This is a genomic window from Enterobacter sp. JUb54 (assembly GCF_014298075.1).
Taxonomy (GTDB): Bacteria; Pseudomonadota; Gammaproteobacteria; order Enterobacterales; family Enterobacteriaceae; genus Klebsiella; species Klebsiella lignicola.
In genome coordinates this window covers 1,533,447-1,558,229 of record NZ_CP060418.1, presented here as the reverse complement: position 1 = coordinate 1,558,229, position 24,783 = coordinate 1,533,447, and the positions used below count along the sequence as shown (strand labels likewise).

The following is a 24,783-nucleotide window of genomic DNA, read 5'->3' as shown; positions in this document are numbered from 1 at the left end:
CCGCAAAAGGAATCAGGTCATGCAGACGTTGTCGACTCCGCTGGTTAACACCCGGCAAGGGACGTTATCCGGAACCACCGAACAGGGGATCCACATCTGGCGCGGGATCCCCTTTGCCGCGCCGCCGGTCGGCGCACTCCGCTGGCGCGCCCCTCAGCCTCCCGCGCGCTGGCAGGGCGTGCGCGATGCCACCACTTTTTCCGCTGCCAGCTGGCAGGACATTGAATACTGCCGCGAGCTGGGCGGCGGCGATCCGGGCCGTTTCTCAGAAGATTGCCTGTACCTGAACGTCTGGGCGCCGGCGACGCGTTCACAGCCGCTGCCGGTGATGGTCTGGCTACACGGCGGCGGTTTCACGATCGGCGCCGGCAGCCTGCCGCCTTACGATGGCGCCGCGCTGGCGGGGCGCGACGTGGTGGTGGTAACCGTTAACTACCGGCTTGGCCATCTGGGGTTCTTTGCCCACCCGGCGCTGGAAGGGGAAGATGGCGAACGAGTCTATAATTTTGCCCTGCTCGATCAAATCGCGGCGCTGCAGTGGGTGCAGGAGAACATCCATGCCTTCGGCGGCGACGCCACCAACGTGACCCTGTTTGGTGAATCAGCCGGTGCGCGCAGCGTGCTGTCGCTGATGGTGTCGCCAAAATCCCGTGGTCTGTTCCATAAAGCCATTATTCAGAGCGGCTATACGCTGCCGGACCTGCCGCGCGACAAGGCGCTGGAGAAGGGGCAACGGTTAGCCGAACACTTTTCGCTTCCTGAAGCCAGCGCGGAACAGCTGCGGGCGATCCCGGCGGAGGCTTTCTGGTCGCTGACCGCACCGTTGACCATCGGCCCGGCGCCGATCGCCGGTGACGCGGTGCTGCCCCAGCCGATGCTGGAGGCCTTTTTTGCCGGTCGTCAGCATCCGCTGCCGGTGATGATTGGCTCGAATAGCGATGAAGCCAGCGTGATGGCGGTGTTTGGCGTCGATATCGCCGGGCAGATCCAAAAGCTGCGTCGCGAACGGCGCCTGGGACTGGGGCTGATTAAGCTGCTCTATCCGGGGGTTAAGGGGGACGAAAACCTCGGACGCGAAGTGTGTCGCGACATGGCGTTTACCACCCTCGGCTATGTAGTGATGCAGGCCCAGCAGCGCGTGGGACAACCGTGCTGGCGCTACTGGTTTGACTATGTTCCGCAGGGTGCCGAGGAGACCTGCCCGCACGGGGCGTGGCACGGCGATGAAGTGCCGTATGTATTTGATACTCTCAGGCTTTCCGAACCAGTGCGCACCTATGCCAGCGATGACGATAACGCCTTTGCCGCCGAGGTCGCCAACTACTGGGTCAATTTTGCGCGCCTGGCGGGGCACCACTGTCGCGAACTGCCGGGTGTCGTGCGCTGGCCGGCCTGCCTGCGTGGGCGGGATCGACTGCTGCGCATCGGGTTGCATAAGCGCGCCGGTTTTAAACTGGAAAACCGCTTTATGCGCGCGCGACTGGCGCTATTTCGCCGGGTGATGCGCCACCACGTTACGCTGGATTAAGCAGTTCTTCGCGAAAGCGCGTCAGTCCCTCGGCCTTGCTCGGCACGTGGCGCAGCACCAGCCGGTAGCTGGCGCCGGTTTTCACGCTTAAGGGGAAGGGGCGCGCCAGGCGACCCGCCCGCACATCTTCCGCCACCAGCGTGGCGTCCGCCATGGCGATCCCCAGCCCCTGCATGGCGGCGGTGATCGCCAGATCCATGGTGTCAAAGTGCTGATTTTTGCGCATCGCCAGCGGCGTGTCCGGTGAAAAGGTGGTCAGCCACAGCGACCAGTCGGTCTTATCCCGCGTCGGGTGCAAAAAGGTGACGTCGCTGAGGGTGTCGTCGCAGGCGAGGCTGCCGTTGCTCACCGGCGTCAGCGCCTCTTCAAACAGCAGATCGCCGGCGCTGTGCTGGGTACCGAATACAATCGCCGCATCGTAGGGTTCAGTTCTGAAGTTCACGCTATGTTCCGTGGTGGTGGTGAGCGCAATCTGCAGCTCCGGATGGCGCTGCTCGATAGCCACCAGCCGGGGAACCAGCCAGCGAATGGCGCAGGTCGGGGCCTTCAGGCGCACCACGGTCTGCTGCTGACGCGCCTGTTCCGCCACCGCCACCAGCTGGCCGAATGCCGACTGCAGTTCCGGGTAGAGGGCGCTACCCTGCGGGGTCAGATGCAGCCCGCGGGCGTGGCGGGCAAAAAGCGCAAAACCAAACCAGGCCTCCAGCGCGGCGATCTGGCGGCTGACCGCCCCCTGGGTCAGGCACAGCTCACGCGCGGCATGGGTCAAATTAAGATGCCGGGCGGTCACCAGAAAGGTTTCCACGGCATGAAAAGGCAGGGCGCTTCGCGACATCGTTGCTCCAGCTATGCAATTTGATCATAGGCAGTATGCCAGCTTCGTTCAGAGAATGGGACAATGCGTTCTACTTTCGACGGCTAATCCTCCGCCAGTAACTGAACTATGATTTGCCATGAGTTGTAAGCATCTGCCCGCGCAGGAGCGCTGGCGGGGATAACCTGATAGTTAAATGAGGAAGAGATCATGGCTAAACCCTACGTTCGTCTGGATAAAAATGATGCAGCTGTCCTGCTGGTGGATCATCAGGCCGGGCTATTATCGTTAGTGCGCGATATCGACCCGGATAAATTCAAAAACAACGTGCTGGCGCTGGGGGACATGGCGAAATACTTTGGCCTGCCGACCATCCTGACCACCAGTTTTGAAAACGGCCCCAATGGCCCGCTGGTGCCGGAGCTGAAAGCCCAGTTCCCGGATGCCCCTTATATTGCCCGTCCGGGGAATATTAACGCCTGGGATAACGAAGATTTCGTCAAAGCCGTAAAAGCCACCGGCAAGAAACAGCTGATTATCGCCGGGGTGGTCACCGAGGTTTGCGTGGCATTCCCGGCGTTGTCGGCGATAGAAGAGGGATATGAGGTCTTCGTTATCACCGATGCGTCCGGCACCTTTAACCCGATTACTCGCGACGCCGCCTGGGATCGTATGTCGCAGGCCGGGGTGCAGCTGATGTCATGGTTTGGTGCCGCCTGTGAACTACATCGCGACTGGCGCAATGATGTGGAAGGGCTGGGGACGCTGTTCTCCAACCATATTCCGGACTACCGCAACCTGATGACCAGCTTTAACACCTTAACCAGCAAGTAATTTTCCCCTCCGGCCAGCCTCTGCTGGCCGTCTCTTTTCTCAAGGCATGATCAGAATGCATGGCTACTATGACAACAATTCGTTTGTCGCCGGGTAGCGCTTTGGATTGAATGGTTATGCAATTAAAATGAGAAAGGATTAACTATGAGTCTTACCTCCCCGGTGACAACCCGCTCCAAATTACCGGATGTCGGCACCACGATTTTTACCGTAATCGGTCAACTTTCCGCCCAACATAAGGCCATTAACCTTTCTCAGGGCGCCCCCAATTTTGCCTGTGATGCCGGGCTGATCGCCGGCGTCACCCAGGCGATGGAAGCCGGGCACAACCAGTATGCGCCGATGACCGGCCTGCCGGTGCTCAAAGAGCGCATTGCTGAAAAAATCGCGACGCTGTACGGCACCCGCTACGATGTCGACAGTGAAGTGCTGATTACCGCCAGCGCCAGCCAGGGGATCTACTCGGCGATTGGCGGGCTGGTGCACCCGGGAGATGAGGTTATCTACTTCGAACCCTCTTTTGACAGCTATGCGCCCATTGTTCGTCTGCAGGGGGCCACGCCGGTCGCCATCAAGCTGACGGTGCCGGATTTTAGCGTCAACTGGGATGAGGTCCGCGCCGCCATCACTCCGCGTACGCGGATGATTATCGTCAACACGCCGCATAATCCCAGCGGGCAGGTGTTCTCCCGGGAGGATTTGAACCAGCTGGCGGCCCTGACGCGCAACACCGACATCGTGATTTTGTCCGATGAAGTGTACGAACATGTGGTCTTTGACGGCGAGCAACACCACGGGATGGCGACCCATCCGCAGCTGGCAGAGCGCAGCGTCATCATCTCGTCGTTTGGCAAAACCTACCACGTAACCGGCTGGCGCGTAGGGTACTGCGTGGCGCCCGCCGCGCTGATGGACGAGATCTGCAAAGTCCACCAGTTCCTGATGTTCTCCGCCGACACGCCGATGCAGTACGCTTTTGCCGGGCATATGACCGACCCGCAAAGCTGGCTGTCGCTGGCGGCGTTCTATCAGCAGAAACGCGATCTCCTCCAGCGACTGCTGGCCGATTCGCCATTCCGCCTGCTGCCGAGCGCGGGCTCGTTCTTCATGCTCGCCGACTACAGCCACTTCAGCGATGAAAGCGACAGCGAGATGGTCAAGCGACTGATCACCGATTATGGGGTGGCGACGATCCCCCTGTCAGCGTTTTATACTGATGGCACTGATAACAAACTGATTCGCCTCTCTTTTGCTAAAGATGAAGCCACATTGCTGGCCGGTGCTCAGGCACTGTGTCACGTTAAGCCGCGTTAAGGAGCCCCATGATGAAATTGAAAGCCCTCACCCTTGCACTGGGGATGTTCTGTACCTTCTCTTCGCTGGCGGCCAGCGAGCTGCGCTACGGGGTAGAAGCCGAATACCCGCCGTTTGAAAGCCGCAACACCGCAGGGGAGCTGGTCGGTTTTGATATTGAGCTCGGGAATGCGATTTGCCAGGCGGCCGGGCTGAAATGCCGCTGGGAAGAGACTTCGTTTGATGCGCTGATCCCAGGGCTGGTGGCGAAAAAGTTCGACGCCATCAACTCGGCGATGAATATCACCGAGCAGCGGCGCAAAAGCATCGACTTCACCCAGCCGATTTACCGTATCCCTTCGCAGCTGGTAGGCAAAGCGGATAGCGGCATGCAGGCGACGCCGGAAGGGCTGAAAGGCAAAACCATCGGCGTGCTGCAGGGATCAATTCAGGAAACCTTCGCCAAAGAGCACTGGGAAAAACACGGCGTGACGGTGGTGTCGTACAAAGATCAGAACATGGCGTGGGCGGATCTGCTGAACGGCCGTATCGACGCCTCGCTGGTGATGTCCGCCGCCGGGCAGGCCGGTTTCCTCAGCAAGCCGCAGGGCAAAGGGTTCGGTTTCATTGGCGCGCCGGTGGCTGACGATACCATTCTCGGCAGCGGGATCGGCTACGGTCTGCGTAAAGGAGACGAGGTCACCAAAAAGCAGCTGGATGCGGCGATCGATAAGGTGCGCGCCGATGGCACCATCACCCGTCTGGCGGCCAAATATTTCCCGGGTATTGACGTCAGCGTCAAATAACCCGTCAGCCCCCGCGGCGTAAAAGCATCGGGGGCTTTGTCAGTTAAAATATTCATCATTTTTATACTTACAACAATTGGATTATCAATCGTTTTTGTCTAGAGTGGGCGAAATTCACGACGCATCTGTTTGTCGCGTTGCGTATCAATTGACACAACAGAAGGACGCTTTCTCAGGCATGAATCGCAGACGTTTTCTCAAATCTTCCATGGCTGTTGCCGCCGTATGCAGCACGTCAGGAGTCGCATCACTTTTCTCTAACGCCGCGCTTGCCGAAGATTCGGGCATTGCTGATGGGATGACGCGCCGTTTTGACTTTTCCGTTTTGCAATCAATGGCGCACGATCTCTCTCGTCAGCCGTGGGGAGGTGCGCCGCGCGCGCTGCCGCCGACTCTGGCGAACCTGACCCCGCAGGCTTACAACAGCATCCAGTACGATGCGGGACATTCGTTGTGGAACAATATTGACGAACGCAAACTGGACATCCAGTTTTTCCACGTTGGCATGGGCTTCCGTCGCCGCGTGCGCATGTTCTCGTTAGATACGCAGACCCAACAGGCGCGGGAAATTCACTTCCGTCCGGAGCTGTTTAACTATAACGACGCCGGCGTCGATACCTCGCAGCTGGTGGGGCAGACCGACCTCGGCTTCGCCGGGTTCCGAGCCTTTAAAGCGCCGGAGCTGGCGCGGCGTGACATCGTCGCCTTCCTGGGGGCGAGCTACTTCCGTGCGGTTGACAGCACCTACCAGTACGGGCTGTCCGCGCGTGGTCTGGCGGTTGATACCTTCACCGACACCCCGGAAGAGTTCCCGGACTTTACCTCCTTCTGGTTCGAAACGGTTAAACCGGGCGCCACGGTGTTTACCGTATACGCGCTGCTCGACAGCCCGAGCGTCACCGGGGCCTACAAGTTCGTGATCAACTGCCAGGAGACGCAGGTGATTATGGATGTGGAAAACCACATCTACGCCCGCAAAGATATCAAACAGCTGGGCATTTCGCCGATGACCAGTATGTTCAGCTGCGGCAACAACGAGCGCCGGATGTGCGACACCATCCACCCGCAGATCCACGACTCCGATCGTCTCGCGATGTGGCGTGGCAACGGCGAGTGGGTCTGTCGTCCGCTGAACAACCCGCAAAAGCTACAGTTCAACGCCTTCCAGGACAAAAACCCGCGCGGATTCGGTCTGCTGCAGCTTGACCGTGATTTCACGCATTATCAGGACATCATGGGCTGGTATAACAAACGCCCGAGCCTGTGGGTCGAGCCGCGTAACCAGTGGGGCAAAGGGGCCGTCTGTCTGATGGAGATCCCGACCACCGGTGAAACCCTGGATAACATCGTCTGCTTCTGGCAGCCGGAAAAAGCCATCAAAGCCGGCGACGAGCTGGACTTTAGCTACCGCCTGTACTGGAGCGCGCAGCCGCCGGTGCGTTCACCGCTGGCCCGCGTAATGGCAACCCGTACCGGCATGGGCGGTTTCCCGGAAGGCTGGGCGCCGGGCGAGCATTACCCGGACAAGTGGGCTCGTCGTTTTGCCATCGACTTTGTCGGCGGCGATCTGAAAGCCGCGGCCCCGCGTGGCATTGAGCCGGTGATTACCCTCTCTAACGGTGAAGCGAAGCAGGTCGAGATTCTGTACGTTGAGCCGTTCGACGGCTATCGCATCCAGTTTGACTGGTATCCCACCAATGACTCCACCGATCCGGTGGAAATGCGTATGTTCCTGCGCTGTCAGGGCGCGGCGATCAGTGAGACCTGGCTGTATCAGTATTTCCCACCGGCACCGGATGAACGACGCTACGTTGATGACCGGGTCATGAAATAATCGCAGATTCCCCCGCGGCGGCGCGATGTCGTCGCGGAGGAACCTTGCCGTGAGAGAGCGCTATGTCTGACCAAACCCCTCCCGTCCCTGAAGCAATCCCGGTAACTGACCAGCTGACGCTGCGCGCGGTGGATGAACGCTACGTCAGCGCATTACATCAGCTGGTTGAAAAAAATAAGCACTGGTTACAGCACACTTTAAGCTGGCCGGCGGCGGTAAGCAGTGAGGATGAAACCCGCCGTCATGTGCAGGGGAACGTCATGCTGCATCAGCGCGGCTACGCCAAAATGTTCTTGCTGTTTGTCGGGGATGAGATGGTCGGCGTGCTGTCGTTCAACCAGATCGAACCGCTGAATAAGACCGGCTATATCGGTTACTGGATTGATGAACATCACCAGGGCCAGGGGCTGCTTTCGCAGGCGCTGCAGGCCTTTATCCAGCATTATGCGCGCAGCGGTGAAGTGCGACGCTTTGTGATTAAGTGCCGGGTGGCGAACCACAAGAGCAATCAGGTGGCGCTGCGCAACGGCTTCAGCCTGGAAGGGTGCCTGAAGCAGGCGGAGTACCTGAACGGCAGCTATGACGACCAGAATATCTACGGACGGATTATCGACAGCGCCGGGGAGTGAGAGCGGTTCCCCGGCAGTTGGCGTTCCGCCTTAGCCGGGCTGCGAACGTGGACTACAGTGAGCCCAGCAGCGGCGTGCGGGTGATGTGGCAGCTGCCGTTGATCACCTTGCGGCCACGCAGATGGATGGCATCGCCGTGGCGGGCATCGATGTGGGCGCTGTCGCCAATTTCAACCTGGTGTTCGATCACCACATCGCCGCTGATGCAGGCGTGGCCCTGAATCAGCACCTCGTCATCCAGCAGAATCGGGCCGCCGCTGAGCCTGGCATGACCGCCTACCATCACCCGATGTTTGAGCACGCAGTTTCCCTCGACCACCGCGTTCTCCGCCACCTGCGAACTGTAGCGCAGGGTCGGGATGGCATCTTCGCCACGTCCGGCGACGATCCGCGCATGGTCGTAAACCCGGGCGTTATCGCAGACCCAGACATCATTGTCTTCGTTACCCTCCAGCCGTGCATGGTCAAAGATCTCCGCCCGATGTTCGACAAAAGCGTGCTCGACGAAGGCATCCCCGTAGATTTGCGCCTGATGCACGATACGCGAGGCGCTGACGGTGGCCCGCTGATAAATTTGCAGATACTTGTCGCGATCGGCGGTCAGACCCTGGGCGGCAACGATCAGGCAGTGGGGGAGAATACGTGCGCGATCCGCCAGACGGCAGTAGCCACGGATATGGGAATGTTCGACAGTGACGTTGTCACGTATTTCAGCATGATGGCTGACCTCGGCGTGATCGACCCAGGCCTCGCCGCGGATCCGCGCGCCATGGCTGACGATACAGGTGCCGGTGAGGCGCGCGTTATCTTCCACCCGCGCGCCGGCAAATACTGCGCTGTTGGGGTCATAGATCCAGCAGTCGCCTTCATGGCTGAGCGCCGACTCTTCGTCCAGCCAGCCGCCTTCGCTCCCGGCCTGCACGTCAGCAAAATCACGTAAGGCCACAATTTGCCGCAGATTTACGCTATGTTTAATCCCGTCCTCTTGATAGTGAAACAGGCGAACGTGCGCGCTGAGACGATATTTGTTCATCAAGGTTTCTCTTTACTTTTGGTTAACATAAACATAGCAAAAAATGCCGTAGCGCGTTTTATAAGGTTCTTTTAAAATGCACCTTAAAGATAAATTGAAAAATTAAACAAAATGAATAATAAACAGCAGGGACAGCAGGCCCTGAATTTACCTGCGGGCTATTTCGGGATGGTACTGGGTCTTATCGGGATGGGCTTCGCCTGGCGTTACGCCAGCACCCTGTGGCCGGTAAGCCGCAGCATTGGCGACGGGCTGGTGCTGCTGGCGGCGACGATATGGGCGCTGCTGGCGCTGGCGTTTATCCTGCGCGCGATCCGCTATCCGTGGAGCGTTGTGCAGGAGGCCCGGCACCCGATCGCCGGCAGTTTCGTCAGCCTGTTCCCGGCCACCACCATGCTGGTGGCGATCGGCTTTGTGCCGTGGCTGCGTCCGCTCTCGCTGGTGCTGTTCGCCATCGGCGTGGTGCTGCAACTGGGGTATGCCGCCTGGCAAAGCGCCGGGCTGTGGCGGGGCAAGCACCCGGCAGAGGCGACGACGCCAGGTCTCTATTTACCGACGGTCGCCAACAATTTCATCAGTGCTATGGCCTGCGGCGCGCTGGGCTTTACCGACGCCGGGCTGGTTTTTCTTGGCGCCGGCGTTTTCTCATGGCTCAGTCTGGAGCCGGTTATCCTGCAACGACTGCGTAGCCACAACGAGCTGCCCGCCGCGCTGCGGACCTCGTTGGGTATTCAACTGGCCCCGGCGCTGGTGGCCTGTAGCGCCTGGCTAAGCGTCAACGGTGGGGAGGCGGATACCTTCGCCAAACTGTTGTTCGGCTACGGCCTGCTGCAGCTGCTGTTTATGCTGCGCTTGATCCCGTGGTATATCCGACAGCCGTTTAACGCCTCCTTCTGGAGCTTCTCATTCGGTATTTCCGCGCTGGCCAGCACCGGGCTGCATCTCGGGCATAGTCATCCGGACGGCTTTTTCCATTACCTGGCGATCCCGCTGTTTGTCTTCACCAATCTGGTGATTGGGCTGCTGATCATTCGCACCGTTCTGCTGCTGGTGCAGGGCAAACTGCTGATTCGCGTCGACCGGGCGACCTTATTAAAAAACAAGGACTCATTATGATTATCCGTGACGAAAACTACTTTACTGACAAATACGGCCTGACCCGCACCCACTCCGAAGTGCTGTATGCCGCCACCCAGGTTGCGCCAGGAAAGACGCTGGATCTGGGCTGTGGCAACGGGCGCAATAGCCTGTACCTGGCGGCTAACGGCTACGACGTGACCGCGTGGGATAAAAACGCCATGAGCATCAGCACGCTGGAGGGGATCCGCGAGGCGGAAGGGCTGAGCAATTTACAGACCGCGGTGCAGGATCTTAATACCCTCAGTTTCGACGGCGAGTATGACTTTATTCTCTCCACCGTGGTGCTGATGTTCCTTCAGGCGGACACCATCCCAGGCCTGATCGCCAACATGCAGCGCTGTACCAAACCGGGCGGCTATAACCTGATCGTCGCGGCGATGGATACTGAGGATTATCCTTGCACCGTTGGCTTCCCGTTTGCCTTTAAATCTGAGGAACTGCGGCGCTATTACGCCGGCTGGACGTTCCTCAGATATAACGAAGAGGTGGGCGAACTGCACCGCACCGACGCCGATGGCAACCGCATCAAGCTGCGGTTTGCCACCATGCTGGCGCAAAAACCGGCTTAACGGGCCGCCAGCAGGCACAGCTGCATCGCGGTCTGGTATGACGCTTCGAAGGCGCGCAGCGGCAGAAACTCAAATTTTGAGTGGAAGTTATGCGCGCCGGTGAAAAAGTTTGGCGTGAGCAGGCCTTTGGCAGATAACGCTGCCCCGTCGGTCCCGCCGCGCATCGGCGTCGGTTTCGGCGTAACGCCAATGCTCTCCATCGCTTCAAACATCAGGTCAATGGCCCGGCGGTCGTCGCCAATGGCGTTGCTGATATTGCTGTAGGTGTCGCTGATGGAGAACTCGACGTTGGCGGTCGGGTAGCGGGCGGCAATGATTTCAGCGACCTCGCCGATCTGCTGTTTGCGGCGTAAAAAACTGTCGCGGTCGAAATCACGAATGCTGGCCTGTAGCAAGGTGCGGTTTTGGTCGCCCTGAATCCCATTGAACCACACGTAGCCCTCGCGCCCGGCGGTATGCTCCGGCGTTTGCTGACGGTCAAAATGGCTGATGTAATCGGCGGCCATCAGCAGCGGATTCACCAGTACGCCTTTCGCCGACATCGGATGGGCGGTCACGCCGGTAAAGCGGATCTCCGCCGCCGCGGCGTTGAAGTTTTCATAGACAATCTCCCCCAGCTCGCAGCAGTCGATGGTCCAGGCAAAATCGACGGCAAAGCGGCTGAGATCCAGCGCTTTCGCCCCCCGCAGCCCGACTTCCTCATCGGGGACAAAGGCCACCACGATATCGCCGTGGCGATGGTCCGCCGTCAGGTTTTCCAGCACCGTCATTACCACCGTCACCGCTGACTTGTTATCGGCGCCCAGCACGCTGGTGCCGTCGCTGAAAATAATCTCTTCATTCGGGTAGGCGAGGATTTCCGGGTGTTCACTCACGCGCAGCCAGATATCTTTTTCGCTGTTCAGGCACAGGTCTTCCCCGGAAAAGCGCAAAATCTGCGGATGAATATCCGGAGACAGGCCGACATCAACGGTGTCGATATGGGTAATAAAACCAATCCGCGGCGCGCCCGGAACATTGCCTTTTTTCACCGCCGTAACGGTGGCATGTTCATCGATCACGATATCGTCCAGGCCGAGACGCTGTAGCTCATCGGCCAGTTCACGCGCCATGTCATGCTGTCCCGGCGTGGTGGGCAACGTGGTGGCGCGCGCGTCGCTCTGGCTGCTGATGGCGAGGTAGCGGAAGAAGCGCTGGGTCAGTTGGCTGGTGAGAGGTGATGACATAGTGATTCCTTCTTTATTTATATTTTCAGGTGTTTGCAATCTGGCTTTAGTGTTATGTATGGGATGGAAAACAACAAGCTATTCATTAGCTGACAAATTAAAAAGGAAACGTTATGCAACGCAAACTCACCATGCTTGCTCTGACATTAACGGCGCTCACGTTCGGTTCCAGCGTGAGCGCAAAGACGCTGGTTTACTGCTCCGAAGGATCGCCGGAGAATTTCAACCCACAACTCTATACCTCCGGAACCAGCGTCGATGCCAGTGCGGTGCCGGTTTATAACCGCCTGGTCGACTTTAAGGTAGGCACCACCGAACTGCAGCCGAGCCTCGCAGAAAGCTGGGAGGTGAGTGAAGACGGCAAGGTCTACACTTTCCATTTGCGTAAAGGGGTGAAGTTTCAAAGCAATAAATATTTCACGCCCACCCGCGATTTTAATGCCGATGACGTGATCTTCTCTTTTATGCGGCAAAAAGATCCGCAGCACCCTTATCATAATGTCTCCAACGGTAACTACTCGAATTTCGAAAGCCTCGAGTTTGGTCAGTTAATTACCGCAATTGATAAGCCTGATGAATATACCGTGCGCTTTACCTTAGCCCGTCCCGAAGCGCCGTTTGTCGCCGACCTGGCATGGTATTTCGCCTCTATTTTATCGGCGGAATATGCTGACGCGATGCTAAAAGCCGGCACGCCGCAGCGTGTCGATTCCGACCCCATTGGCACCGGGCCGTTTAAACTGGCGCAATACCAGAAAGATTCCCGCATTTTATTTACGGCTTTTCCACAGTACTGGCAGGGGAAAGCCAAAATTGATCGCCTGATATTTAGTATTACCCCGGATGCATCGGTGCGTTACGCCAAACTGGAGAAGAACGAATGCCAGGTCATGCCGTTCCCGAACCCGGCAGATTTGCCGAGAATGAAAGAAAACAAAAACATTACCTTGATGAGTAAGGCGGGTCTGAATACCGGTTTCCTGGCGTTTAATACCCAAAAGCCGCCGCTGGATAATGTCAAAGTTCGTCAGGCACTGGCGCTGGCGATTAATAAACCGGCGATAATTGAAGCGGTATTCCACGGTACCGGCAGCGCCGCGAAAAACCTGCTGCCGCCGGGGGTGTGGAGTGCCGACAGCGAGTTAAAAGATTACGATTACGATCCGCAAAAAGCGAAAGCGCTGTTGCAGGAAGCGGGCCTCAGCGGGCCTGTGACCATTGACCTGTGGGCGATGCCGGTGCAGCGTCCTTATAACCCCAACGCCAAACGTATGGCCGAGATGATTCAGGCCGACTGGGCGAAGATTGGCGTGCAAACTAAAATCACAACCTATGAGTGGGGTGAATACCTCAAGCGTGTCAAAGACGGTGAACACCAGGCGGCGCTGATGGGCTGGACCACCGCTACCGGCGATCCGGATAACTTCTTCGGGCCGTTGTTTACCTGCCAGTCGGCGAACGGCGGATCGAATTCGGCAAAATGGTGTTATCCGCCATTTGACCATATTATTGCCGAAGCGAAATCGATTACCGATCGGCAAAAACGAGAGGCGCTGTATAAACAGGCACAGCAAATGATGCACGATCAAATGCCGGCGGTAATGATTGCCCATTCGACTATTTTTGAACCCGTTCGCAATACGGTTTCTGACTACGAAATCGATCCTTTTGGCAAGCATATTTTCTATCAGGTCGATATAAAATAATTTGGAAATGTGAATCCGCCCACCGTGGCGGATTTATTTTTGCAAACGTTTGACGAACCCCATTTTTTGTCACAAAACTTAGTCTGGTAGTTTGCTATAAATCGCGCCGACAACTGCATTTACAGGGATTCACTCATGCGTACTCATTTCATTTTTAAAGTGGCGGCACTCGCTGGTCTGTTAGCACTCGCGGGTTGCGCCTCAAAAATTGCTTCGCCAGAAAAGTATTCTGGGTTTTTAAAAGATTATTCCAAATTAAAAGAAACCACCTCGGCATCGGGAAAACCGGAACTGCGCTGGATTTCTGCGGACTATAACCCGAAAAATTACGATAACGTGGTTTTTAACCCGGTTATCTATTATCCGGTGCCAAAACCGACGACTCAGGTGGGCGAAAATGCACTGCGCAATATTCTCAATTACACCAACCAACAGCTGAAGCAAGCAATTGGCGAGCGCAAACCGCTGGCGGCAACCCCTGGTCCGCGCAGCCTGATTTTCCGCGGCGCTATCACCGGTGTGGATTCGAGCAAAGAAGGGCTGCAGTTCTATGAAGTGATTCCGGTGGCGATGGTGGTGGCAGGCACAGAAATGGCCACCGGGCATCGCACCATGAACACCAGTCTGTACTTTGAAGCGGAGCTGATCGACGCGGCGACCAACAAGCCGGTGATGAAAGTGGTCCGTAAAGGCGAGGGCAAAAATCTGGCGAACGAAAATACGCAACTGACCGCCGATACCCTGAAACAGGTGATTGACGAGATGGCGATCGACGCCGTCAAATTCGATCCGACCCAGAAGTAGCACTCATTGTTTGACAAAAAAAGGCGCCTTCCGGGGCGCCTTTTTTCTGTTAGCCAGCCATCGCGGCGTTACGCCAGCCTGCGGCGCAGGAACCACTGCTCGGGGCGGGCAAACATCACCAGGTTACCCACCAGAATCAGCGCCAGGCCGACAACTGCGTTACTGTGCCAGACATAGCCTTCGTAAAAGGTCGAGATGGTCAGGGCCACCAGCGGGAACAGCAGCGTGCTGTAGGCGGCCTTGCCGGCGCCGATACGACCCACCAGGGTGAAATACGCACCAAACGCAATTACCGAACCGAACAGAGCCAGATACAGCAGCGCCCCCATATAGCTTAGCGTCCACTGCGGGGTAAAATCATCGCCGCGCAGCAGGGCGATGGCGCCCATTACCAGCGTGCCGTACAGCATCGCCCAGCTGTTGGTGGTCAGCGTTTCCAGACCGCGGCGCTGGTGGCGCATACTGAGCATATTACCCAGCGAAAAGCCGTAGGTCCCCAACGCGCTCAGGCCAATACCCCACAGCAGCGAGGCGTTGAGCCCGTTACTCAGGAGGTCGTCCCAGAACAGGGTCACAATCCCGGCGAGACCGAGAGCGGCGGCGAGCCAGAAGCGTGCCGGAGGCTGCTGGCGGAAGAAAATAAAACCGTTAATGGCGTTAAACAGCACCGCCATGGAAAAAATGACTGACTCGAGGCCGGTATTGATGTGCGCCGCCGCGGTGTAAAAGCACCAGAAGTTAAAGCAGAACACGCAGCAGCCCTGCAGCACGCAGAACAGATGATCGCGCAGCGCCAGCGGACGCAGGCGGCGGGTGACCAGCAGAATCGCCAGCATCGTGACGCTCGCGACGGCAAAGCGCCAGAAAATGGATACCGGGGCAGCGACCGGTCCCTGTTGTAAAAAGATGGCAATCCACGTGGTGCCCCAGATAATCACCACCAGTCCGTACAGTAATGCGTTCAACTTCTCTCTCCCGTAAACACGCCAGCGGGTAGTGTGTCACCGGTTGAGCGTCGGCGCTGTCATCTGCCGGGGCGCAACTTGCAAATTCTTGCGCTTATTTTTGCCCAGGGGCGGGAGAGTTCTGGTATCCGGCGCCGACTCTTCATAGACTAGAGGTTTACGGAATCGGATGTGTAAAGGCTATGGCTTACGGGACTTTCGAAACATTACGTCGACAAAACGCGGTCCTGCGGGAAACGGTGGAGCTGAACTCCGGTATCCAGCTGGCGGCGTGGTATAACAATCTCGATACGGTGACCGTTCGAAGCAACCATCACACCCTGAGCCTGTACGTAGCCGACGGCTACGAAAGCTATCAAAAAACGCCGCAGGGCTGGAAAAACGGCGGCGGTCCGGATCGTTTCTGCCTGATGCCAAAAGGGGCGGAGAGCACCTGGGATATTCGCGGCGACCTCTCTTTCGTCCATCTCTACTGCACCGACGAGCACCTGCGCAAGGTTGGGGAGCAGATCTGGGATCGCAGCCCGGCGTCGTTCAGCCTGCAGGAACAGACCTTCTCCCAGGATGATAAAATTACCGCTGTCTATCGCCAGTTCCTGCTCGATTACGACTGGCAGCAGCAGGCTAACCAACTGATGTTAAGCTCCGCCAGCACGCTGCTGCTGACTCACCTGATTCAGCACTATTCAAACGTGCAGTGGCGTTTACCCACGGTCTCCGGTGGCCTGGCGCCGCACGTGCTGCGTAATCTGCTGGCGCGGATTGAAGAGCAACTGGATCAACCGCTCACCCTGGCGGATCTGGCGCAGGAAGCGGCGCTCAGCGAGTATCACTTCGCGCGCATGTTCCGCCAGTCGATGAATATGGCGCCGCATCAGTATGTGATGCAGCGGCGAATGATTAAGGCCCAGGAGCTGATCTGCCGCAGCACTCAGTCGCTGACCGAGATCGCCATGGCCTGTGGGTTCAGCTCCGCCAGCCATTTTAGCAACCGGGTGAAGAGCGCCACGGGCCTGACGCCGTCGCAGCTACGTGCGGCGCAGCGTTGACAGCAGGGCGAAGCTCAATCCCCCCAGCACCAGCCCCCAGAAGGCCGAACCAATCCCTGCTAAGGTGATGCCGCTGGCGGTCACCAGAAACGTCACCACCGCCGCATCCCGTTCATTTTCCTGATTCAATGCCTGAAACAGGCTCCCGCCAATGGTGCCGAGCAGCGCCAGCCCGGCAAGCATCTGGATCCATGCCGTCGGCAGTGCCGCCATCAACGCAGTGATCGAACCGCCGAACAGCCCGGCGAGGAGATAAAAACCGCCCGCCGCCGCCGCAGCCAGCCAGCGCCGCTGCGGATCGGGATGCGCTTCCGGACTTTGGCAGATGGCCGCGGTAATAGCAGCAATACAGATCGAATAGACCCCAAACGGCGACAGAATCAGCGCCAGCGCGCCGGTGGCGACAATCAGCGCCGACGTCGGCACCCGATAGCCGGAAGCCTGCATAGTGGCAAAACCGGGGGCGTTTTGTGAGGCCATAGTCACCAGGAAGAAGGGCAGCCCGACGCTGAGCAGCAGAGAAGGGGTAAACTGCGGCGCGATATACTCCGGCATGACCAACAACTGCGTGATATGACCGCCGACGATCTCACCGGACATCCCGGCGATAGCCCCGCCAACCAGCAGCGCTGCAATCACCGCGAAGCGCGGGTAGCAGGCTTTACACAGCAGCCAGGCGGCGAGCATCCCGCCGCACAGCAGCAGGTGTCCCTCGAGGGTGGCGAAAGCCTGAAGACCAAAGCGCAGAAGGATCCCTGCCAGCATCGCTGCCGCCAGCGAATGCGGGATGATTTTCATCAGCCGGGCAAACAGACCGGTGACCCCGCACAGCACAATCAACGCATTGGCAAAGATAAAGACGCCAACCGCCTGGTTCAGCGTGACCCCTTGCAATCCGCTGACCAGCAGCGCCGCGCCGGGCGTCGACCAGGCGGTGAGGATCGGCACTTTGCGCCACAAGGTCAGGGCCAGGGTGCTGACCCCCATGCCCAGCCCCAGCGCCGTCATCCAGCCAGCTATCTGCTGTGCGTTGGCCCCGGCCGCGGCGGCGGCTTGCCAGATAATGGCGGCAGAGCTGGCATAGCCCACCAGCACGGCGATAAAACCGGCGAGCAGCGTCGGCAGGGGGAGTGAAAACGAGCGCATAGTGACCTCTTGTGCGTTATAACATCCGCCACACTGTAGCACTGGCCGTTATAACGCACAATCGTCTTCCGCCAGCTGTGCTTACCCCGATGCGGTCCGCTGAAAAATGTGATCGCTATCGACTCCCCACGGCGATAGCAGATTGCTCTATGTTGCTAGCAGCTAATTTCATCCGTTCCCGATGATTCTGCGTTATGTTTCCGGTAACACAAAGGAGCGAATAATGAATCAATTTTGGTATGGTGCTGCGTATTATCGAGAATATTTAGCGGAAGAGCGATTGCAGGAAGATATTGCCTTAATGAAAGAGGCGGGTATTAACTATGTGCGTATCGCGGAAAGTACCTGGAGCACCTTTGAACCACGGGAAGGCGAGTTCGATTTTAGTTCGGTAACCACGGTACTGGATGCGATGTACCACAATAATATTGCGGTAATTATCGGTACGCCGACCTATGCGATCCCCGCCTGGCTTGCTAAAAAATATCCTGAAGTGATGGCAACGACCCCGCAGGGGAAAAATCTGTATGGCCACAGACAAAAGATGGATATCACCCACCCGACTTATTTATGGTATGCCGAGCGGATTATACGTCAGTTATTACAGGCGACAGCACAGCATCCGGCCGTTATTGGTTTTCAAATTGATAATGAAACAAAATACTACGACACCTGTTCGGAGAATGTACAAATTGAATTTGTGCAATCATTAAAGAAACGCTTTGGTAATAATCTTGATGAACTTAACGCCGCTTTCGGCCTTGATTACTGGAGTAACCGCATTGGCGCATGGGAAGATTTCCCGTCAATGAACGGCACCATCAACGCCAGCCTCGGGAGCGCCTTTAAAACGTTCCAGCGGTCGCTGGTGACGCGTTTTCTTAGCTGGCAGGCTGACCTGGTCAGAGAATATAAAAACGATCGACAGTTTATTACGCATAACTTTGATTTTGACTGGCGCAACTGGTCGTACGGGGTCCGCGCAGAAGTCGACCATTTTAAAACCTCGGCGGTGGTCGATATTACCGGCGTGGATGTTTATCATCCCAGCCAGTTTCACCTGACGGGCGCCGAAATTGCCTTTAGCGGCGATATCGCGCGGGTGACAAAAGACCGCCGCTACATGGTGCTGGAAACTCAGGCTCAGGCATTTAAGGACTGGACGCCGTTCCCCGGCCAGCTACGGCTGCAGGCCTGGAGCCACGTCGCTAGCGGCGCCTGCCTGCTGGGGTACTGGCACTGGCACTCTCTGCATAATTCGTATGAAACCTACTGGAAAGGGATTCTGAGCCATGATCTGAAACCCAATCCGATTTATCAGGAGGTGTGCCAGACAGGGGCTGAACTGCGCGACTTCGCCCCGCAGGTGATGGCCTATGCACGCAAAAGTCGTATCGCCCTGGTGGTCAGTAATGAATGTCTTACGGCGATTGACTGGCACCCCTGGCGCGGGCATCAATTTAGCCGGGACACCCAGCATCAATATAATGATATTTTCCGTCTCTATTATGACACGCTGTATCGCATGAATATCGAAGTGGATATTCTGGCGGTCGACGATCCGCGGATATTCAGCTATGAAATGCTGATCTGCCCGCTGCTTTATACGGTCAGCGATGAGATTCTGCATCAGATTACTGATTATATTAAAGCGGGCGGTCATGCCATCTTCTCCTTTAAATCGGCATTCGCGGATGAAAATATGAAGGTGCGGACCTGCGAGCAGCCAGGCATTATCTCCGCGGCCGTCGGGGCGAGTTATCAATTATTTGTTGAGCCGGATCGCACGACCCTGACCTCAGCGTGTTTATCGTTATCCGGGCTGGATACCACCGTTGACGACTGGATGGAATTACTGGTGCCAGAAGATAATGCGACAGTCCTGGCTCGCTACGAACATCCTTACTGGAATAAATATGCTGCTGCCACATTTAACCGTTATCAGCAGGGTAGTGCGGCGTATATCGGCTGTCATCTATCTACTGAGGTATTACGTGAAATGATGCGCTATATACTGCAAGAAACGTTGCCGACGGCAGTACCAGACGACAATATCACTTTCCCCATTATTATGCGTCATGGCGTTGATGAGAATAATAAGGAGCTGATCTATTTCTTTAATTATAGTGCCGAGCCACAACGCGTTACCTTTAATCAGCCTCACGGGCGAATGCTCTTTACTGGCGATGCGATTCATGCCGGAGATGACATTCTCTTAAGTGATTGGGATGTGCAAATTATTCTTCTGGAGAACAGAGCATGAGTTCCTTATCAATAGCGCAGGCGCAGTCGACCAACGAACAGCCCGGTTTTCGTGAACGGCTGGCATTTGGTTTAGGCGATTACGGCACCAACCTGACCTATACCATGATGGTAACATTCCTGGCCTGGTTTTATACCGATATCGTCGGCATCTCGGCCGCCCTGATCGGATCGTTAATGTTTTTTGCTCGCGTCGTGGACGGTGTGATCTGCGTGTTCGTCGGGATCCGCATTGATAAAACCGATACCCGGCTGGGGAAAGCGCGGCCGTGGGTGCTGTGGACGGCGGTGCCATTTGGCTTATCGGCGTTTTTGATGGCGACGGTTCCCGGCATTGGCGACAATGGCAAAATAATCTATGTCTGCGTGACCTACCTGCTGGCGAATATTTTCTTCACCGCCAACAATATTGCCTATGGCTCATTACTGGCACTGATCACCCGTGATACCTGGCAGCGTGGGGTGCTCAGCGTCTTTCGTAAGGGGCTGTCGACCTGTGGTTCGTTGACCGTTGGCGTCTTTACGCTGCCGATGGTGGCGGCATTGGGCAATGGCCAGACGGCGTGGATCATTGTCTTCGCTATTTTTGGCTTCTTCACTGCCCTGTGTCTGTTGCTCACCGGCGCCTGGACCCGCGAACGCATCAAGCCGGTTAATCAGGAAAACCGCCACCATATTCAGACCCGGGAAGTGATCCGCTCGATCGTCGGCAATCGGTACTGGTTGATGATCTTCTTCTATCTGCTGATCACCTTTACCAGCCTGACCGCGCTTTCCACGGTAAGCGTCTACTACTCACGCTATATCCTGCAGGACGTCTCTCTGATGTCGTGGATAAGTCTGGCGCAATACACCCCGGGCCTGATCACGCTGCTGATTATTCCGTGGCTTATCAGACGACTGGGCAAACGTAACCTGGCGTTGCTGGGGCTGACGGTGTGCAGCATCGCCTATTTGCTGCCGCTACTCGATAAAACCAATTCGCTGTACATCATTCTGGCGACGGCGGTGCGCAGCGTCGGTTTCTGCGGCATCGGCGCGACGATGTTTGCCTTCCTCGCGGATACCATCGATTACGGGGAGTGGAAAACCGGCCTGCGGATTGAAGGGATCCTGTTTAGCGCGGGTACCCTGGGGCAGACTCTGGGAATGGGGCTGGGCAGCGCAAGCGTTGGCTGGATGCTGGGCGCTGCCGGATTTGTCAGCGGCGGCAATGCGGTTCAGTCACCGCAGGTGATCACCATGATTGAGTTTTTGTTTATCGCCTTTCCCTTTGCACTGGCGTTAATCAACATGGTCATCATGTATTTCTACCGGCTGGACGCGATGTACGAGCAGGTCTCTGAAGATCTTTCGCAAGGGAAGCTGGCGCAATAACCGGCGGGCGCAATCCTGGGGTTGCGCCATCCACTCAACCAGGCAAAATGGCAGAATGGTCTAGAAAGCAATGTGGTTGCCGACAATGAATAGCGAAATGGCGGATGATGATCTGGTGATCTATTCGCCGCTGATGCGCAGTTTTACCTTTAACGCCTGGCTGGTGGCAGGCTATACGCCGATCGTACAGGGCAATAAACTGGACACCTTTATCCAGCGAGAGCTGGGCATGAAAGGCTACATCATTAATATTACGCTCCGTGGCGCCGGCGTAGTGCATCGTAATAATGAGACCTTTATTTGTCGCCCCAACGATGTCCTGCTGTTTCCTCCGGGCTGCCCTCATCATTATGGCCGCGAGCCTACGAGCGATAGCTGGCAGCATCTGTGGATTTATTTTATGCCCCGGCCTTACTGGATTGACTGGCTAAAGTGGGACCGACAGTGGCATGACGTGGGGATAACGCAAAGCGTCGACGAGGCGTTTTTGCAGCGCCTAAAGGCTGACTTCAAAGAGGTTATTCGCCTGTACTCGTCGTCGGACCGTCTGGATGCCATTCTGGCGGTGAATTGCCTGGAGCGGATCCTGCTGCACTGCTTTAAATTGCAGCCGGGCAGCAACTGCGTCTCGCTTGACCCGCGGATCATCGCTATCTGTCAGTTTCTTGATGAGCATCTGGAAGAGAAAATCACCATCGATACGCTGGCGGCACGGGCGTTTCTGTCGCCTTCCCGGTTGGCGCATCTGTTCCGCCAGGAGACCGGTATGACGATTTTCGCGTGGCGGGAAAAACAGCGAATGAACCGCGCCTCATTGCTTTTGCAGCATGCGCAACTGACGATAGCGCACATCGCCCAACTGGTGGGATATGACGATGCGCTCTATTTTTCACGTTTATTTAATCAGCAGTTTGGCGTCGGGCCGCGCGAATACCGCAAACGGTTTTCGCAATTAAATGCCCTGTAGAATCATATCAATGCGCGTATAATTTCCCCTGAGATAATCTGGAGGTGGAATGAATATTGCGCAACATCTGGCGACAACCCTGAAATCACTGCGCCAACAGCGCGGCTGGAGCCTGTCGCGGTTGGCGGAAGAGACCGGCGTATCGAAAGCGATGCTGGGGCAGATTGAGCGGAATGAGTCCAGCCCGACGGTCGCCACGTTGTGGAAAATCGCCACCGGCCTGAATGTGCCGTTCTCGACTTTTATTGTGGCGGACGCATCAACCGCGCCGTCAGCCTTTGACCCGCAGCAGCAGGCGATGGTGGTGACCCCGGTTTTCCCGTGGGACCCGGAGCTACGTTTTGACCATTTCTCGATAACCCTCGCCCCCGGCGCGCTGAGTGAATCGACGCCGCACGAAAAAGGGGTCATTGAACACGTGGTGGTGATCGATGGGGTGCTGGATCTGTGTCTGCAGGGCGAATGGCACGTCTTAGCGCCGGGAGAGGGGCGTCGGTTTGCCGGGGATCTGGCGCATGCCTACCGCAACAGCGGCGGGCAAACCGCTCATTTTCATTCGCTGATCCATTACCCAAAAGAAAAAGCCGCAGGGGTTTAACCTGCGGCCAATCAAAACGATCGATAATAACCACTCACAACGTGACGAGGAAAATCCGGAATACGTGATGAGAGTAACGCCGGTCGTTTTGAGAGGGAAATACCTTTTTCTTCAATGCTTTGCCGGGAAGTGAAAATTCACCCACTGCGGGTGGTGGAAAATGTTTTCGTCTCCGGCCACTTCTGACTACAATAGCCGCCATTTCGACCCCCTATAACGGATAACAACGAGCGTATGCGCCTGCAAAACCATCATCTTGAACTTCTTAGCCCAGCCCGCGACGTCGGGATCGCCCGTGAAGCGATTTTACACGGTGCGGACGCGGTCTATATCGGCGGGCCAGGCTTCGGCGCGCGTCACAATGCCAGCAACAGCCTCAGCGATATCGCGGCGCTGGTGCCGTTCGCCCATCGCTATGGCGCGAAGATCTTTGTGACCCTGAACACGATCCTTCACGATGATGAACTGGAACCGGCGCAGCGCCTGATTACCGACCTGTATGAAACCGGCGTTGATGCGCTGATCGTGCAGGATATGGGAGTGATGGAGCTGGATATTCCACCGATTGAGCTTCATGCCAGTACCCAGTGCGATATCCGCAGCGTGGAGAAAGCGAAGTTTCTCTCCGACGTGGGATTCAGCCAGATCGTGCTGGCGCGCGAGCTGAATCTGCAGCAGATCAAAGCGATTTACGACAACACCGATGCGACCATCGAGTTCTTTATTCACGGCGCGTTGTGCGTGGCTTATTCCGGCCAGTGCAACATCTCGCACGCGCAGACCGGGCGCAGCGCCAACCGCGGCGATTGCTCTCAGGCCTGTCGTTTGCCTTACACCCTGAAAGACGATCAGGGACGAGTGGTGGCCTATGAAAAGCATCTGCTGTCGATGAAAGATAACGACCAGACGGCCAACCTGGCGCAGCTGATTGACGCCGGCGTACGCTCCTTCAAAATTGAAGGGCGCTACAAAGATATGAGCTACGTAAAAAATATCACCGCGCACTATCGCCAGATGCTCGATGCCATTATTGAAGATCGCGGTGACCTGGTGCGCTCGTCCGCCGGGCGTACCGAACACTTCTTCGTGCCTTCCACCGATAAGACCTTCCATCGCGGCAGCACCGACTATTTCGTCAATGCGCGCAAAGGCGACATCGGCGCTTTTGACTCGCCGAAATTTATCGGCCTGCCGGTAGGGGAAGTGCTGAAAGTGGGCAAAGACCATCTCGACGTTGAAGTCAGCGAAGCGCTGACCAACGGCGATGGCCTCAACGTAATGATTAAGCGCGAAATCGTCGGTTTCCGCGCCAATACGGTAGAAAAAACCGGTCAAAATCGCTACCGCGTGTGGCCGAACGAGATGCCGGCAGATCTGTATAAAGCGCGTCCGCATCAGGTGCTGAACCGTAACCTCGACCATAACTGGCAGCAGGCGCTGCAAAAAACCTCCAGCGAACGCCGGATTGCGGTGGATATTACCCTCAGCGGCTGGCAGGAGCAGCTGGTGCTGACCATGACCTGTGAGGATGGCGTCAGCGCGACCCATACCCTGGACGGCGAGTTTGCCGAGGCGACTCAGGCCGACAAAGCGCTGGCGAACCTGCGCGACGGTATTGCTAAGCTGGGGCAGACCATCTATTTTGCCCGCGATGTGCAGGTTAATCTGCCTGGTGCGCTGTTTGTGCCGAACAGCCTGTTGAACCAACTGCGCCGGGAAACGGTAGAATTGCTCGACGAAGCGCGTCTCAACGCCGCTCCGCGTGGCCAGCGTAAAGCGGTTTGCGTGCCGCCGCCGGTGTACCCTGAGACTCATCTGTCGTTCCTTGCCAACGTCTATAACCATAAAGCGCGTGAATTCTATCAGCGCTACGGCGTGAAGCTGATCGATGCGGCCTATGAAGCGCATGAAGAGAAGGGCGACGTGCCGGTGATGATCACCAAGCACTGCCTGCGTTTCGCCTTCAATCTGTGCCCGAAACAGGCGAAAGGTTCGATTAAGAGCTGGAAAGCCACGCCGATGCAGTTAATTCATGGCGATGAAGTACTGACGCTGAAATTTGACTGCCGTCCTTGCGAAATGCACGTGATCGGCAAGATGAAAAACCACATCCTGAAGATGCCGCTGCCGGGAAGCATTGTGGCCTCCGTCAGTCCGGATGAACTGCTGAAGACCTTACCTAAGCGCAAAGGCGCCTGATCGC

The 24,783-nt window shown here is 56.8% G+C and carries 21 protein-coding genes; 16 read left to right on the top strand and 5 right to left on the bottom strand.

Annotation, left to right across the window (positions count from 1 at the left end):
* The first annotated feature begins 19 nt into the window (after positions 1-19).
* Positions 20-1,528 (top strand): carboxylesterase/lipase family protein, encoded by a 1,509-nt coding sequence (locus tag HF679_RS07145; RefSeq protein ID WP_123754155.1) that lies wholly within the window; start codon positions 20-22, stop codon positions 1,526-1,528.
* Here the strand turns inward: HF679_RS07145 and HF679_RS07140 are convergent.
* A complete protein-coding gene (locus tag HF679_RS07140; RefSeq protein ID WP_123754156.1) occupies positions 1,515-2,363 on the bottom strand; it encodes a LysR family transcriptional regulator in 849 nt (282 codons plus the stop codon). The genes HF679_RS07145 and HF679_RS07140 overlap by 14 nt on opposite strands.
* A gap of 189 nt (positions 2,364-2,552) precedes the next feature.
* On the opposite strand from HF679_RS07140, the gene ycaC reads away from it, so the two are divergent.
* From ycaC to rimL, 5 genes are all read left to right on the top strand, one after another.
* Positions 2,553-3,176: an isochorismate family cysteine hydrolase YcaC gene (ycaC, locus tag HF679_RS07135; RefSeq protein WP_123754157.1), complete on the top strand. Its 624-nt coding sequence runs from the start codon at positions 2,553-2,555 to the stop codon at positions 3,174-3,176.
* Positions 3,177-3,320: 144 nt separating this feature from the next.
* A complete protein-coding gene (locus HF679_RS07130; RefSeq protein ID WP_123754158.1) occupies positions 3,321-4,490 on the top strand; it encodes a pyridoxal phosphate-dependent aminotransferase in 1,170 nt (389 codons plus the stop codon).
* 11 nt (positions 4,491-4,501) lie between these two features.
* The gene (locus HF679_RS07125; protein ID WP_123754159.1) at positions 4,502-5,275 is read left to right on the top strand and encodes a transporter substrate-binding domain-containing protein; all 774 of its coding nucleotides are present in this window, start codon (positions 4,502-4,504) and stop codon (positions 5,273-5,275) included.
* Positions 5,276-5,453: 178 nt separating this feature from the next.
* On the top strand, positions 5,454-7,109 hold the full coding sequence (locus tag HF679_RS07120) for a glucan biosynthesis protein D (protein WP_123754160.1): 1,656 nt from the start codon (positions 5,454-5,456) through the stop codon (positions 7,107-7,109).
* A 62-nt stretch (positions 7,110-7,171) separates the two neighbouring features.
* Positions 7,172-7,738 (top strand): 50S ribosomal protein L7/L12-serine acetyltransferase, encoded by a 567-nt coding sequence (gene rimL, locus HF679_RS07115; RefSeq protein WP_123754161.1) that lies wholly within the window; start codon positions 7,172-7,174, stop codon positions 7,736-7,738.
* A 52-nt stretch (positions 7,739-7,790) separates the two neighbouring features.
* Here the strand turns inward: rimL and ydcK are convergent, their stop codons facing one another.
* Positions 7,791-8,771, bottom strand: coding sequence for a YdcK family protein (gene ydcK, locus HF679_RS07110; RefSeq protein WP_123754162.1), 981 nt, complete (start codon positions 8,769-8,771; stop codon positions 7,791-7,793).
* Between the two features lie 111 nt (positions 8,772-8,882).
* On the opposite strand from ydcK, the gene tehA reads away from it, so the two are divergent.
* The gene (gene tehA / locus HF679_RS07105; RefSeq protein WP_123754163.1) at positions 8,883-9,887 is read left to right on the top strand and encodes a dicarboxylate transporter/tellurite-resistance protein TehA; all 1,005 of its coding nucleotides are present in this window, start codon (positions 8,883-8,885) and stop codon (positions 9,885-9,887) included.
* Positions 9,884-10,480 carry a tellurite resistance methyltransferase TehB gene (gene tehB / locus HF679_RS07100; RefSeq protein WP_123754164.1) on the top strand — a complete coding sequence of 199 codons (597 nt, stop codon included), beginning with the start codon at positions 9,884-9,886 and terminating at the stop codon, positions 10,478-10,480. Before tehA ends, tehB begins: the two co-directional genes overlap by 4 nt.
* Here tehB and pepT read toward each other — a convergent pair.
* Complete coding sequence (gene pepT, locus HF679_RS07095) at positions 10,477-11,706, bottom strand: peptidase T (RefSeq protein WP_187042780.1); 1,230 nt, start codon at positions 11,704-11,706, stop codon at positions 10,477-10,479. The two genes, tehB and pepT, sit on opposite strands and share 4 nt — an antisense overlap.
* Positions 11,707-11,819: 113 nt before the next feature.
* Between pepT and HF679_RS07090 the strand changes: the two genes are divergently transcribed.
* Both HF679_RS07090 and HF679_RS07085 read left to right on the top strand, forming a co-directional pair.
* On the top strand, positions 11,820-13,412 hold the full coding sequence (locus HF679_RS07090) for an ABC transporter substrate-binding protein (protein ID WP_187042779.1): 1,593 nt from the start codon (positions 11,820-11,822) through the stop codon (positions 13,410-13,412).
* Positions 13,413-13,547: 135 nt separating this feature from the next.
* Positions 13,548-14,216, top strand: coding sequence for a DUF3313 domain-containing protein (locus tag HF679_RS07085; RefSeq protein ID WP_123754166.1), 669 nt, complete (start codon positions 13,548-13,550; stop codon positions 14,214-14,216).
* A 68-nt stretch (positions 14,217-14,284) separates the two neighbouring features.
* Here HF679_RS07085 and HF679_RS07080 read toward each other — a convergent pair whose 3' ends face one another.
* Positions 14,285-15,181 carry a DMT family transporter gene (locus HF679_RS07080; RefSeq protein WP_123754167.1) on the bottom strand — a complete coding sequence of 299 codons (897 nt, stop codon included), beginning with the start codon at positions 15,179-15,181 and terminating at the stop codon, positions 14,285-14,287.
* Positions 15,182-15,363: 182 nt separating this feature from the next.
* Between HF679_RS07080 and HF679_RS07075 the strand changes: the two genes are divergently transcribed.
* Positions 15,364-16,230: a helix-turn-helix domain-containing protein gene (locus tag HF679_RS07075; RefSeq protein ID WP_123754168.1), complete on the top strand. Its 867-nt coding sequence runs from the start codon at positions 15,364-15,366 to the stop codon at positions 16,228-16,230.
* Here HF679_RS07075 and HF679_RS07070 read toward each other — a convergent pair.
* On the bottom strand, positions 16,210-17,376 hold the full coding sequence (locus HF679_RS07070) for a benzoate/H(+) symporter BenE family transporter (RefSeq protein WP_187042778.1): 1,167 nt from the start codon (positions 17,374-17,376) through the stop codon (positions 16,210-16,212). The two genes, HF679_RS07075 and HF679_RS07070, sit on opposite strands and share 21 nt — an antisense overlap.
* 223 nt (positions 17,377-17,599) lie before the next feature.
* Between HF679_RS07070 and HF679_RS07065 the strand changes: the two genes are divergently transcribed.
* The 5 genes from HF679_RS07065 (at position 17,600) to HF679_RS07045 (ending at position 24,779) form a co-directional block, all read left to right on the top strand.
* Positions 17,600-19,639: a beta-galactosidase gene (locus HF679_RS07065; RefSeq protein ID WP_187042777.1), complete on the top strand. Its 2,040-nt coding sequence runs from the start codon at positions 17,600-17,602 to the stop codon at positions 19,637-19,639.
* Positions 19,636-21,015, top strand: coding sequence for an MFS transporter (locus tag HF679_RS07060; RefSeq protein WP_123754171.1), 1,380 nt, complete (start codon positions 19,636-19,638; stop codon positions 21,013-21,015). Before HF679_RS07065 ends, HF679_RS07060 begins: the two co-directional genes overlap by 4 nt.
* A gap of 97 nt (positions 21,016-21,112) precedes the next feature.
* A complete protein-coding gene (gene araC, locus HF679_RS07055; protein ID WP_227540097.1) occupies positions 21,113-21,982 on the top strand; it encodes an arabinose operon transcriptional regulator AraC in 870 nt (289 codons plus the stop codon).
* A gap of 49 nt (positions 21,983-22,031) precedes the next feature.
* Entirely contained in the window at positions 22,032-22,580 is a 549-nt protein-coding gene (locus HF679_RS07050) for a helix-turn-helix domain-containing protein (RefSeq protein ID WP_123754173.1), read from the top strand.
* A 234-nt stretch (positions 22,581-22,814) separates the two neighbouring features.
* Positions 22,815-24,779, top strand: a complete 1,965-nt coding sequence (locus tag HF679_RS07045; protein WP_123754174.1) for a peptidase U32 family protein — start codon at positions 22,815-22,817, stop codon at positions 24,777-24,779.
* Positions 24,780-24,783 lie beyond the last annotated feature (4 nt).